Here is a 13,571-nt window from a genome sequence, read left to right as displayed (position 1 = left end):
AATGAAATTATTAAAAATAAAACATATACTCCCTTTATCTGCAGCGGCAATTACATTCGTATGTAATCAAGGCATAGCTGAAGCATCTACCATTCATACAGTAAAAAAGAATGATACACTTTGGGGCATTAGTAAACAATACGGAGTTTCAATACAATCCATTAAACAGGCTAATAATAAAGGAAACGATCAAGCTTTTATTGGTGAACAGTTACATATTCCAGGGTCTACGAACTCAAATGAAATCACCGTTCGTCAAAACGCCAAACCTGCGAACATATCTGGACAAATTATTTATCAAGTACAACAGGGAGATTCATTAGAAACGATAGCAAAGCGTTACAATGTTACCGTTCAATCTATAAAACAAATTAACAATACAGTCGGAAACAAGCTTTATACAGGGCAACATCTAAAAATTAACTCAAGCATTTCAGAAAAAGAAAAAGACTTAATGGCACGCTTAGTTACCGCTGAAGCAGGTGGCGAATCCTATAAAGGAAAAGTGGCTGTAGCAAAAGTTATACTAAATCGTGTAAATGCAAAAGGTTTTCCAAATACAATAACAGGCGTTATTTATGAACCTATTAAATACGGATATGCCTTTACTCCTGTTACAGATGGAAGAATCAATCATCCTGCAAGCCCAGAAGCAAAAATGGCAGTAGAAGAAGCTATCTCCACAAATGGAATACATTCTGATTGGCTTTATTTCTACAATCCGAAAACATCAACAGACAAATGGATTACGACACGTCAAACAGTAGCAGTAATTGGTAACCATGTGTTTGCTAAATAACATTTAAAATCATTAACAGACCTCTTCACTTGGAAGGTCTGTTTTTTATATGTTAGATTTTATTAATCATATGACATAGTGATCATTTAAAACTATTTCTTCTTTCAAATAAAAACATTTGTATTTACCCCACCACTCGGAGAAATTAAAAAAGCATCCAGTTCAAAAACTCCCTCTTTATTAATAAAAGCTATTTCTTAACTTCATAAAATTGTTATACACTAGAAAAATAAAAACAAATTATTCGTTAGTAGGTGAAAAAATATGTATGATGTTACAATTATCGGTGCTGGAGTAAGTAGCATTTTTATGGCTTATTCACTAGCTAAAAGTAACAAAAAGGTTTTAATTCTTGATAAAGGTAAAGCGCTAGAAGATCGCCATTGTCCTTTAGACGAAGGAAAAGTGTGTACTTGTACTACATGTGATAAATATTTCGGGTTTGGTGGTTTAGGAAAATCTGAAGGGAAATTTAATTATACAAACGGATTTGGCGGAGAACTTGAGCAAAAAGTCGGTAAAGAAAGCTTTATTCAACTCATGGCTGAAGTAGATGAAATTCTATGTCAGTTCGGAGGAAGTTCTGTTTCAAAATACTCTACAGAAAATCCAAATCTCAATAAGAGAGCTGAAACGTGTGGTTTACAAATGCTAACAACAGAAGTAAGGCATCTTGGTACTACCCTTTCAAGTGACATTTTTCAGCAGCTCTATGAATTTTTACTTACAAAAATAAATATTCAATTTCATATAGATGTACAACATATTATGAAACAGAAAGATCATTTTACAATAGAGACAAATGAAGGAATAGTTGAATCTAAGCAACTAGTGTTTGCAACTGGGCGTTCCGGAGCGGATTGGTTAAAAGAAATGTGCACTTCTCTTAAAATTTCTCAGGAGCAAACTCGTGTAGATTTAGGGATTAGAGTAGAGATGAAAGAACACCAATTACGTTCTATATTAAAAGATACATTTGAGACAAAACTTTCTTATGAGCATGAACACTTCACCGCAACTACGTACTGTATGAATCCAAAAGGACGCATCATTAGAAAGTACGAAGAAGGTTTAGTTATGCCTGACGGTCAAAATTTTCGAGAGGAAGGAACTGGCACACCTAACTTAAATTTCACTTTATTTATCCCGCGCTATTTTTCAACTCTCAAAGAAGCAAATGTATACGCAAGTTCAATTATAAAAAACATTAACCAAGGACGAGATCGGATTGTTATACAGCGCTTAGAGGACTTACTAAATAAACAACCTACAATAAAGAACGACATGAAACATAACCGTATACAACCTACACTACAAGGAGATTATGGAGATTTGAATACAGAAATTCCCCCATTATATATTGAAGGACTAAAAGAGTTTTTATTACGCTTAGAACGATTTATCAAAGAACCGATCGATAAAGATACTTTGTTATATGGAATTGACGGAAAGTTCTATGCTCCTACGATAAAAATCAATAACCATTTTGAAACAAGTGTGCATGGACTATTTTTAGTTGGAGATTGTTCAGGCGTCACTCATTCATTATCTCAAGCTGCTGCAAGTGGGTTGTATGTTGGAAAATATTTATCTCATATTTAATTTCTTTCATTAAGATATCAATCAAATATTTTAACTTCCATAACGCTTTATTTATGTACCTTGTCCTTCCCTCGCTAATGATTATCCCGCCAAAAATCGGGATTTTACGAGATACATTTTTAACATAACTATGTATGGTAAAACTATCGACATTCAATTCTAAAAAATTGAATGTCAACAGTTTTAAAAGCCTCTATTCATTTCCACTTTCATTTGTTCGGTATTTTGTAACATCATCATAGTGTTTAATATGTTAGGATGTCTATAAGTATTTTTTACTACAACTATGACTTTTTCTGTTCTGTTTCCCAAAATAGATTTGCGCTTTAAAATTCCTCATTGTACGTATATGAATACTTCATATTGTTACCTTTAGAAACCATTAAATGGTACATTACACTCTAATAGTTATGAAAATATAATATATAACACAAGTTAAATAAATTGTATAAAGAAGGTGTAAAAATGAAAAATAAAATCAATTTACAAATGCAAAATATAAGCTTTGTTTTAATAATTGCTTTAGCAGTATGGTTAAAAACATATCTTATTACAAGATTCAGTTTTGATTTAAAAATTGAGTCTTCAACGCAAGAGCTTATTTTGTTTATTAGCCCTCTCGCTGCATCATTAGCTTTTGTCGGATTAGCATTATTTGCAACCGGTGAAAAGCGAAATTATATAGCGCTATGTATTAATCTCTTATTAACAATCATACTTGTTGGGAATGTAATGTTCTATGATTTTTATAGTGATTTCGTTACGTTACCAGTACTTGGACAAACATCAAACTTTGGCCAATTAGGCGGCAGTATTATAGAAATATTGAACTATAAAATTATACTCGCTTTCGTAGACATTATTTTCTTCTTTATTTTGTTAAAGAAGAAGGCACTAGTCTTCCAAACAGGACGTGTAACTCATCCGGCACGCTTGTTATATTTTCTCTTAACGTTTGGTGTATTTTTTGCGAATCTACACCTTGCAGAAAAAGAACGCCCTGAACTATTAACGAGATCATTCGACCGAGTCATGCTTGTTAAAAATTTGGGACTATACACTCATCAAGTATATGATTTAACACTACAAGTAAAAGCAGGATCACAAAAAGCACTTGCTGATAGTAGTAAATTACAAGAAACTGAAAACTACGTAAAGGCAAACCAAAGTGAGCCAAACCCTAACATGTTTGGTGCAGCAAAAGGAAAAAACGTAATTGTTGTCACTCTTGAATCTCTACAAACCTTTTTAATAGGCGCATCAGTTAACGGTCAAGAAGTTACACCATTCTTGAATGAATTCATAAATGAAAGCTATTACTTCGATAACTTTTTCCACCAAACTGGGCAAGGAAAAACATCCGATTCTGAATTTCTAATCGATACGTCATTGTATCCATTAAATCGAGGAGCTGTATTTTTCACACACGGTAACAATGATTATACTGCGACTCCAGAAATTTTACGTCAGCAAGGTTATTTCACTTCTGTATTCCATGCGAATAACGCAACATTTTGGAATCGTAATATTATGTACTCCGCTCTTGGTTATGATCGTTACTATAACGAACTTGATTACAAAATTACACCCGAAACAAATTTAAATTGGGGATTAAAAGATATCGAATACTTCGATCAATCAGTAGATATATTAAAAACTGTTGATCAACCATTTTACGCTCGTTTCCTTACGTTAACGAACCATTATCCATTTACGTATGATGAAGATACAAAATTCATTGAACCATATAACTCTGGTAATGGCGTATTTGATCGTTATATCGTAACAGCACGTTACTTAGACGAATCAATTAAAAAGTTTATTGAGCGTTTAAAAGCCGAAGGAATGTATGATGATTCTATTATTGTGTTGTATGGTGATCATTATGGTATTTCTGAAAAACATAATCGTGCAATGGCACAGTTTTTAGAAAAAGATCAAATAACAGAATTTGATACTTTAAATTTACAACGCACACCTTTATATATTCATGTACCTGGCCAAACAGAAGGTCAAACGATTTCAAAGCCTACGGGACAAATCGATATGAAACCTACTATTCTAAATTTATTAGGGATTGATACTACGAACGATATCCGTTTTGGTCATGATATGTTTTCAGATGAATATGCCGGTTTTGTCGTTTTACGTGATGGTAGCTTTATTACAGACAAGTATGCATACACAAACAATACTTTCTATGACCGCATAACAGGTGAAATTGTAGATTTACCAAAAAAAGAAGCACAAGCACTCATTAACCGTGCACAAAATGAATTACGAATGTCCGACAAAATTATTGAAGGCGATTTATTACGTTTCTCAGAAAGTAATAAAATTAAAACTGGCAAAGTACAAACTAAAATTAAAGAGACTGAAAAATAATCTAAATACGAAAAGGGAGCAACTTATTACAGTTGCTCCCTTTCACTCTCTTATAACATATGATGCAATGTCATATAAAAACCTCGTATATTTTACTTTTATTCTACGCTTGTTTCTAAAGTTACATCTGTATAGGTATGATCATCACCTATATTTAAAATTACTTCACATTGACGTAATCTCAATTCAAAGAGCATGATAGAATCTTGATAAACTTCAGGTTGTGATTTCATCTTATGTAACATCTCTTGTTTTTCTTGTATTTCTAAATGAGTGTTTTCTACAGCTTGTTTCAAGGAGTTAAATGGATTTCTAAAGAATATGTTAATATCCCGCTCTTGCGTGTTTTCAAATAGCTCAAATTGCAAGAAAAATTTCTTCATAATAGAAGCCGTTACCTCGGTATAATCTTCATTTTCTACATACTGTTTGTATTTGTTATATAGCATACCTTTGTTTTTAGGAAGAACTCCAAATAATTTACCGGCACTTTTCAGTAAAAATTGCGCTGGCGTAAAGCGACGTAAAATATTTACTTCATCCATTTGTATTCTAGTCGTCATTCTGTCAGTATCTCTGCGCCAGTCATCAAGCACTTTAAAATCACATTCTAACTGTATTCGATTTTCTCCAAATAAAGAATTAAGCCCTTCACTAAGTTCTTCTAAGTACGATTGACTTTGAAGGAGCTCATTATTAGAAATCGCAATCCAATTTTGCATAGAAAGAGCAAAATTAGGTAATACAGTTTGCTCTAAATATTTATGTACTCTTTCATTCATCGCTTTATTTAGTTCCGTATCAATGTGCCCGAAATCGCTTTCTTCACTAATTAAATCCGAACAACTCTGTAATATCTTCGGAATATTTTCAGTAAGGTCATTCATAATTTCAGTTTTCATTGTACGATATGATTTTGTAATGAAATGAATTTTTTCCTTCTCAAAAGCAGTAAGATTATTAATACTACCATTTAGTTTCACTAGCATATCTTCGTTCCAATTAATCGCATCCACTAGATTATTTTCTTTCTCAACGCGTTTATCCAAAAGATATGTAATTGTTTTTCGAATGAAAAACAATAGCTTTTCCGTACGTTCTGCATCGATATTTTTATGATTACAGTTAAAATGAATAAACTCAGTTAAATCATTTAATTGTTGACTACTTGTATATAGCGAAGAGTAAGGGAAAATTCTCGCATGCGGGAAATATGTGTTTATTCTCGCTTGCGTATCATGTAATACTCTTTTCACTTCTGCATCACTGTATATGTTATCGATTTTATTTAATAAGAAATGAATTTGTAAATTTGGTGTATGTTCTTGAATGCTTAATAGAATATCACGTTCTTTGTCAGTAAAAGGTGAATCCGCATTTAATACGAATAGTAATTCGTCTACAGAATTTAAATATTCGAATATCTCATCCCTAGTATCGTTATTTCTATTAAAGCCAGGTGTAACTACAAATGTAAGTTTATTTTCACTTAAAAATCTGCATGGTAATTTAAATTCAACACACGCTCTATCTCTATATGTTTGATGGTGCTGAGACATCATATTATAGTAATCAGAGACATCTTCCGTTGTTGTAATTGTAGAGTCTGTTATGGCGTTAATTTCTGTATGCTCATCATTTTTTAAAACTACTACATTTGAAATTGATTTTTCTAATATATTTTCTCCTAATATAGAGTTAATAAATGTAGTTTTTCCGTTTCCTGAAGTTCCCGTTACTAAAATGCGATTTGTGCTTAAATCTGCGAGCTCGCCAACTAACCATCTAAATCGGTGACCCATTTCTATATTATGCTTTTGTGCCCACTCTGTAATAGATTCAAAAAGATGCAAACTATACTCTAAGCCGTTCACATGATTAATAGAATATAACAACAGGTTTTCAGCATGTTTTATATTTGCTGCATCTATTTTAGAAGGGAAAATCTCATCCCATGCCAACACAGCTGCAGATGGAAATACAGCATAAGATGGATTGACTACCTTTAACCAATTTGTTAACAAGTTTGGAATGATGTCGTGTAATTGTTTAAGCTTATATTGACCTTGAATTAATTCAAAGTACGTTCCTTCGTAAAGAGAAGAAATTTTGTCCCATATATCGGACGAATGTATTTCAATATGTAAGAAAAATTCATTTATTGTGTTAAGCCATGATAAGTAATTTTGTTCGTTTTTATAACTATTCCAAAGTGATGAAACCATTTGCGTAAATTGTACTTGATCTACATTATTTAACGTAACTAATACTTCATAAAAATAATCTGGTGAAATATGTTTAGTAAATCTTTTATCGATATATCCTTTTAAAACCTCAAACCACGGATAAGATTCTGTTCGAATTAACTCATTGACAGCAAGCTCTACTGCACTATCAAAATCTTGCTGCTCCTCATAAAAGGAACGTGCAATTTTTGTAACATTTGGATAATCCGGATTTAAAGAAACTGCTTCTTTAATAACAGCGAAAGCAGAGTCAAAATTATTTTGCTCTATGTAAAGAGAAAGTAATTGTAATCTAATCTCCGTCATCAATATTATATTATCAGTAGTAATGGAAGTATAAACATTTTCAGCAACTGGTAATTGATTAAGCTCGAAATAAGCATCGGCAATATTTTTTTGTGCCCATGGTGCTAATTCATTACTAACCTTCTCCCATTTAAAAATAGCTGCTTCAAAATCTTGATGGCGATAATAAAATTCACCTTGTGCAAAACGAATGTAAGATCCATCAGAAATCTCATTTCTTTCTTCGTTTACATAAGCTTCTCCAAGTACGTCAATAGGTGGTTTTGTTTCATTCTCCATTAGGAATGTTTCATAATACATCTTTTTTATTAATTGTTTTTCTACTCTCATCTTTTCCCCCACTATATCTTGAAAATACATTTTTAAGATATGTCAATACTTTTTGTATGTATGCTTTTTATCTTAACAAAGAATATCTTTTGGAAAATTTCATTTTCCTTTCATTTTTTAAGTTAGATTGAATTTTTATGAGAAAAGTTTCAGTTTTTTTTCATTTTCCTTTCAGTTGTGAAACAGCATTAAATGTTCCTAATAACCTAATAAGACTATAATCTCCCGCATTATATTATCAGGAAAAATCTATATAAACCATATTATAAAAACAATTTATAACGAATATATATGCAATATTTCCTTCCCTAATAAATAAAAGAAGCATTATCATATATTTCTCACATTGTTTTCCTTTGAAATATTTCAGTAGTTACGTAATTTAATTCCATTAACCTATATAAATAACTAGTCCAAAAAAAATCTATATGCATATCATGTTATAGTAAAGAATTCAGGAAATCCTAAAAGGAGGCATTTTCATGTTTGAAGATAAATCTAAAATAAATTACCCATATGAATTTACTGAAACTACAACAATCCCGCTAAAAAACCCCATCAATAAAACTTTCAAAAACGGCTCTGGTACACATACTTTCCCAATTAAAAAACACTATAAAGAACAAGTGTTATATACGGAAAAAATTAATAATAATAAAAATAAATAAGCGTATAGTTCTTCATTTTGACGCTGCATAGTTACGTTTTAAGTAATTTATACTTTTTATACAGCTCATGTACTTTTAAAAAGTGCTGATATACAGCGCTTTTTTATACATAGATAATAGAAAAACAAAAAAGGTATGGATATTTTCCACACCTTTTTTGTTCTTTACTATTTATAAATGGAGTACGTCCATGTTCATTTTACCTAATAGCACTTTAATGGGCCTTCTAGAAGAAATAAGTTTCTTAGCGTTTTTAGAGATATTCAGGATAATACTATTCAAATACATTAGGCAATAAAGTCCACCATCACTGCACCTTAGCCAATGCTTCTACCAGCAAAGTTTTACTTGTTGGAGTCATTGAAGAAAGGAGTAGATCTATGGTGAATCACAAAGTTAAAGAAGTACCCAAGAATTATATAGGCATTATTGCTCTATTATATTTACCAAACATTGTTTCAAAGCTACCTAATTTTCATAAAATATTTTTTGTTTCCGTTGGAACGGATAGGCTTTAATCTCATTTGTATCTAAATTTTCATGAAATAAATGAATGGCTATAATTTGTCTACAATCGTAGGTATGATAATAATATGTTCCGGACTCCATACACATTACGCTTGTATATATGGTATTATCTAATGCACCTTCTTCTGTTATTACTCCGCCTTTAGGAACCTCGCAATTTGATAAAATATGAAATAGGGCCGATACTCCCTCTTCTTCACTATCTATACCTTGAATGTTTTGTTTGCCATATGCTGCTCGCACAAACCTTGATGGCGGGGTGAAATCCCCTGGAAGTCCCATTGAGCCTGAGCCCTGACCAAAAGCACTTAATGATAAGTTACTCCACTCAGTTGGCGCGAATGGCTGCGATTTAAGGCCTATATATTGTCTTAAATTTTGCAAATGCCAATTAAACTCCGGACTATTCGTCATCACTCCTAGTGGGTTATCATACATTTTTAATCCTTCATTTGTCGGCTCCAGTACAATACAATCTCCCCATTTATCCGCTAAAATCCAATGTAGTGGTGGCGTAAGTCCTAAATCCGGTAATGGTATATCCAAAAAGGTAAGGCTATCTACAGATTTCTTTAACTCTTTGACAGAATTGAATTGCGTGAGACTCCAAGTCACAAAATCAAATGGAGCCAAATTCGTTTTGTTGTCATCTATGCTTTGACTATAAGCAGCGAATCCTGGAAAATAGAGTGTTGCACATGTCATACCAGCTTCATTTACTCCGTCCGCCATAATGACCCTTCCGTGATGATTAATCCCCATTCCGACCGTAGCATGTTTCGTATTAATAATTTCACCAGTTATATTATTCCACTGGTAATGTCGAGGAATGATTATTACTTCTTGATTCATATCTAATGTGAAGTCCATCGTTCTTGCAAAAAGATGCTGACCGTTTTTTGTCTGTAATGTCAAACTAGTACACATAAAGAACACCCCGTTTTATGGTTTTATCTACACTTTACATAATTCTGATAAATCTGTAAATTGAAAACCTCTTTCCTTACAAAAAAATTGAGAAGGCACATATAAAGTACAAATAGGTTGAGGTTATCTCTAGTTTATAAATGAATTTTTAAAATGTAGTTGCAAAAGAATTATATTAAAAAGGAGCGACTTGTTATAATCTGTACCCTCTCTACTACGCTGATATTTCCAAAACAACTTTTGCACCGTGCAGCTTTTCCGAATTACTTAAGTAAAGGTTTCCACCGTGTTGCTTTGCAAAGCTTTTAGCAATGTATAACCCCATTCCATGATGATCTTTGGAGTTTCTACTTTTATCTCCTCTATAAAACTGCTCTGTAGCTGAATGCATTTCCTCTTCTGTAAACCCTCTTCCCGAGTCCTCTACAATAAATTGCAGTTTTTCACTAATCATTTCCACTGAGAACATCAAGTCACCCTTTGTTGGAGAATATTCAATTGCATTCATCATTATATTCATAATTGCTCTTTTCAAAGCGGTCTCGTCAATAGGAATAAAATTTGGTATGTCCTGAACATTTTCAATTAGATTTAACTGTTTGCCTAAAACACAAATTGCACTTTCTTCTATAATATTACGAATAAAGTCGCGGAGATCTGTTTGCTTGAATTGAAGTGAAGCGCCTTCCTCACATTTCGTAATATCGAGCAAAGATTTCATATATATTTCCATCTCATCAATACTTTTCAAAATATGCTCATTACATTTCTTCTGATTTGAATCTAGCATTGATTCATTTAATAGCTCTGCATTCCCTCTCAATATCGTTAATGGCGTTTTAATGTCATGTGCCAAAGCAGCAATCTGCTCTCTTCTATTTGTTTCCATATTCCACTGTGTACGTAACGAATGATTTAATTCATCTTTCATTTTTACTAAAGAAGTTAATACTTCATTCACTTCTTTTATTTTAGATTGTTCCACTTGAAAATCTAAATCTTCCTTTTGAATTTTATCTGTTACATTTCTCAAAATCAGCATTTCCTTTGACAATGTTTTACCAAAAGAGCGAGATAGAAATATCACTTCGGCAACAAATAATAGAATAAAAAGAACAATTTCACAAACTTCCGGACTTGGTAAATACTTCTTCAAAAAAGGATTTTTAAAAGTAGCATGTAACGTATATAGAATGACACAAATATCTTTATCACGTTCTATAACTGCATAGTAGTACTTACTATCACCTTTTTCATCCTTATGTATGTTATTCCATATTTGTCCCGCATAATCTTTATTAATACTCCCTTGAATAACGTTTCCAGAAAAATCATACACAACATATTTATATTGCTTTAAAATTTGATCATCGTCCTGCTCCGCTTTAACTATAGCATCTCTTTGCGACTCAATCTGCTTTTCATAATAATTTGCTGGCAAGATTACCTCTGCGTTAACTCCAACTTGGAATAGAATCATAAAAAAAGTAACTAATGCAATCGTCCCTATTGAAAATGCAAAAATATACTGTATTAAAATCTTACTAAGATTGACTTGCTTTTTCACTTTCTCCATTTATAACCAATTCCCCATACTGTTTCTATTGGATTCATGTTATGCTTACATAATTTTTGACGGATATTTTTAATATGTTCCACAATTACTTGGTTATCACTTTCTCCCTCATAACCAAAAACATTTTCGTAAATCTTTTCTCTTGAAAATACTTGTCCATGATTCAAAGCTAAATATTCGCAAATTCCATACTCACTTTTCGTAAATGCGATAGATGTATCGTCATGCCATATTTCTTTACATGACAGATGAAATGTAAGACCTGACAGGAAAAATGCATTTTGCTTTTCTCTATGCTCACGCCTTACATGTGCGGATACCCTCGCACGCAGTTCTCCAATTCCAAAAGGTTTTGTAATATAGTCATCTCCACCGAGACTAAGCCCTGTGATCAGATCCTTCTCCATTGTTTTGGCTGTTAGAAATACAATTGGACTATCAACCAAATCCCGTATTTCCTTACAAAGTGTAAAACCATCTATTTCTGGCATCATGACATCTAATAGAATTAAATCATAATGACAAAATTTCTCCTTTGGTATAGTAAGAGGATTACTAACGGCAGTTACCTCATGGCCTTCTTTCTCTAAAGCACTTTTTATAATATAAAGGATGCCTTCTTCATCATCAATTGCTAATATTCTTGCCATATAGAATCCCTCCTCTCACTTCCATTATAATACAAATGCACTTACATTTCTTTACGGCCTTCATAAAAGGAAAACCATACAAGGGAAATAACAAATGCAATGATCGTGAAACAAACGCAAATCACTGCTCCAATTTTCCCCTCTACTTGTAAGACATGAATAGAAGCGGGGCTCAATTTGTGCTCCAAAAAATAATTGCATAATCTCACACTCCACGCACATGGCGTGTATTTCCAAATCACATCTCCCATCCCTGTAAGCATTAAAGCTACCAGCAAGCTTTCTATAATTCCAATCCCAATGGAAGCACCTTTACTAAAGCGAAAATTTAAGAACAGATGCCATATATACATAAAGATTTGACAACCAAAAAGAATGAAGGAAATTTCAACATACAAAGCAAATGGAAAGTTATTTTGTCCTAACAGAGAATGAAACCCTGCCGCAAACCCAACGACTGCCAACATAGTTGAACAAAACCCACATATTAAAAGTAAACATACTTTACTAATAAATGCTTTACGCCTTCCGTATTCCGTTGATAAAAGTTCTTTAAAATTCCCTGCCACAGCCTCCTGTTCCACAACAGAAGAGCACACAATGCTAATTAGCAACGGAAAAGATATCGATAATACTTGAATATATCCTGAAACCTTATTTATAGAATCAACTTTTGAAATGGAATAATAACTTAAAAAAAGAGCAATACCGATGATTGGCATCGCTATATGTATCCAGAAAAAAATCGTATGTTTCATTTTTATAAAATCAGCTCTTACTATCCTCGACAAAACCGCCATATTATTTTGCCTCCTGCTTTTCAAACCATTTTGCCGTCATATAAGTAAACAAAAAGAACAACACGACAGAAATTGCCACGCCTGGCAAAATTACATCGTAGGAAAGGAGTTCTGGTTTGAACGTTACACTTCCGGTTTCTGCATATAGACCATTTGGTAGTATTTTCAAAATAGGAATCATAAGTCTACTTGGATATGTGTATGGACTAATCATCCAAATATTTTTTGTTGCCAATACAACTCCAAAAATTCCATTTGCCCCTACATTCAACAGAAGCGTCGGAAATAGACCTATTTTGTTACCTAAAAACAAGCAGAGTGGAATTTGCCACATAAAAGTAACGATTAAAAGAACGCTTCCTAATAGCGCATTTACTGTAGGAATGATTTGGAAGTTCTCCTTATTTAATAGTAAACTAGATAACTGGATTCCACAGAAAAAAAGTATGCATGAAAAGCTCAAAATCCCTAAAATTAGTAATACTTTAGAAATCCATACTCGTTTTAATGAAACTGGTAACGATAAGATAGAACGATTATTCATTTTCTTATCTTTCTCCGCAAGAAGTACACAACTTAAAGAAATCATTCCTGGAAGCATCGTAATGTACCACCAATTGTAACTAGATAATTGAAAATAATCCGCCGATAATAAAAAAGCAATTAGTATTGTGGCAAATGGAACTAGCCATATAAGTTTGTTCAAAAAAGTATGTTTAATTTTAATTTTTTCAGATGCAATATATAAATTCAT

At 32.5% G+C, this 13,571-nt stretch carries 10 protein-coding genes; 4 read left to right on the top strand and 6 right to left on the bottom strand.

The genetic code is table 11. The features are described from left to right. The first annotated feature begins 1 nt into the window (after nucleotide 1). The 3 genes from DN393_RS10530 (at nucleotide 2) to DN393_RS10515 (ending at nucleotide 4,786) form a co-directional block, all read left to right on the top strand. A complete protein-coding gene (locus DN393_RS10530) occupies nucleotides 2-799 on the top strand; it encodes a cell wall hydrolase (RefSeq protein WP_064475041.1) in 798 nt (265 codons plus the stop codon). Between the two features lie 264 nt (nucleotides 800-1,063). Further along, a complete protein-coding gene (locus tag DN393_RS10525) occupies nucleotides 1,064-2,401 on the top strand; it encodes an NAD(P)/FAD-dependent oxidoreductase (protein ID WP_064469397.1) in 1,338 nt (445 codons plus the stop codon). Nucleotides 2,402-2,866: 465 nt separating this feature from the next. Next, the gene (locus DN393_RS10515; protein WP_064475040.1) at nucleotides 2,867-4,786 is read left to right on the top strand and encodes an LTA synthase family protein; all 1,920 of its coding nucleotides are present in this window, start codon (nucleotides 2,867-2,869) and stop codon (nucleotides 4,784-4,786) included. Between the two features lie 98 nt (nucleotides 4,787-4,884). Here the strand turns inward: DN393_RS10515 and DN393_RS10510 are convergent, their stop codons facing one another. Beyond that, nucleotides 4,885-7,668: a dynamin family protein gene (locus DN393_RS10510; RefSeq protein ID WP_064475039.1), complete on the bottom strand. Its 2,784-nt coding sequence runs from the start codon at nucleotides 7,666-7,668 to the stop codon at nucleotides 4,885-4,887. Between the two features lie 482 nt (nucleotides 7,669-8,150). On the opposite strand from DN393_RS10510, the gene DN393_RS10505 reads away from it, so the two are divergent. Further along, nucleotides 8,151-8,336, top strand: a complete 186-nt coding sequence (locus tag DN393_RS10505) for a hypothetical protein (RefSeq protein ID WP_000461129.1) — start codon at nucleotides 8,151-8,153, stop codon at nucleotides 8,334-8,336. A 468-nt stretch (nucleotides 8,337-8,804) separates the two neighbouring features. On the opposite strand, the gene DN393_RS10500 is transcribed toward DN393_RS10505, so the two are convergent. From DN393_RS10500 to DN393_RS10480, 5 genes are all read right to left on the bottom strand, one after another. Then, the gene (locus DN393_RS10500; protein ID WP_064475038.1) at nucleotides 8,805-9,791 is read right to left on the bottom strand and encodes a choloylglycine hydrolase family protein; all 987 of its coding nucleotides are present in this window, start codon (nucleotides 9,789-9,791) and stop codon (nucleotides 8,805-8,807) included. A gap of 214 nt (nucleotides 9,792-10,005) precedes the next feature. After that, nucleotides 10,006-11,367 (bottom strand): sensor histidine kinase, encoded by a 1,362-nt coding sequence (locus DN393_RS10495; RefSeq protein ID WP_064475037.1) that lies wholly within the window; start codon nucleotides 11,365-11,367, stop codon nucleotides 10,006-10,008. Beyond that, complete coding sequence (locus DN393_RS10490) at nucleotides 11,355-12,017, bottom strand: response regulator transcription factor (RefSeq protein WP_064475036.1); 663 nt, start codon at nucleotides 12,015-12,017, stop codon at nucleotides 11,355-11,357. The genes DN393_RS10495 and DN393_RS10490 overlap by 13 nt, the downstream gene beginning before the upstream one ends. Before the next feature lie 41 nt (nucleotides 12,018-12,058). Further along, the gene (locus tag DN393_RS10485) at nucleotides 12,059-12,817 is read right to left on the bottom strand and encodes a lantibiotic immunity ABC transporter MutG family permease subunit (RefSeq protein ID WP_000279847.1); all 759 of its coding nucleotides are present in this window, start codon (nucleotides 12,815-12,817) and stop codon (nucleotides 12,059-12,061) included. A gap of 1 nt (nucleotide 12,818) precedes the next feature. Continuing rightward, a complete protein-coding gene (locus tag DN393_RS10480) occupies nucleotides 12,819-13,571 on the bottom strand; it encodes a lantibiotic immunity ABC transporter MutE/EpiE family permease subunit (protein WP_064475035.1) in 753 nt (250 codons plus the stop codon).

The organism is Bacillus sp. BPN334, from assembly GCF_008368885.1.
GTDB lineage: Bacteria > Bacillota > Bacilli > Bacillales > Bacillaceae_G > Bacillus_A > Bacillus_A wiedmannii.
This window is presented reverse-complemented; position numbering and strand designations above follow the sequence as displayed.

Coding starts and splice junctions, on each gene's coding strand:
- DN393_RS10530 (WP_064475041.1), top strand. CDS start 2: ATGAAATTATTAAAAATAAAACATATACTCCCTTTATCTGCAGCGGCA.
- DN393_RS10490 (WP_064475036.1), bottom strand. CDS start 12,017: ATGGCAAGAATATTAGCAATTGATGATGAAGAAGGCATCCTTTATATT.
- DN393_RS10510 (WP_064475039.1), bottom strand. CDS start 7,668: ATGAGAGTAGAAAAACAATTAATAAAAAAGATGTATTATGAAACATTC.
- DN393_RS10500 (WP_064475038.1), bottom strand. CDS start 9,791: ATGTGTACTAGTTTGACATTACAGACAAAAAACGGTCAGCATCTTTTT.
- DN393_RS10495 (WP_064475037.1), bottom strand. CDS start 11,367: ATGGAGAAAGTGAAAAAGCAAGTCAATCTTAGTAAGATTTTAATACAG.
- DN393_RS10485 (WP_000279847.1), bottom strand. CDS start 12,817: ATGGCGGTTTTGTCGAGGATAGTAAGAGCTGATTTTATAAAAATGAAA.
- DN393_RS10480 (WP_064475035.1), bottom strand. CDS start 13,571: ATGAATTTATATATTGCATCTGAAAAAATTAAAATTAAACATACTTTT.
- DN393_RS10515 (WP_064475040.1), top strand. CDS start 2,867: ATGAAAAATAAAATCAATTTACAAATGCAAAATATAAGCTTTGTTTTA.
- DN393_RS10525 (WP_064469397.1), top strand. CDS start 1,064: ATGTATGATGTTACAATTATCGGTGCTGGAGTAAGTAGCATTTTTATG.
- DN393_RS10505 (WP_000461129.1), top strand. CDS start 8,151: ATGTTTGAAGATAAATCTAAAATAAATTACCCATATGAATTTACTGAA.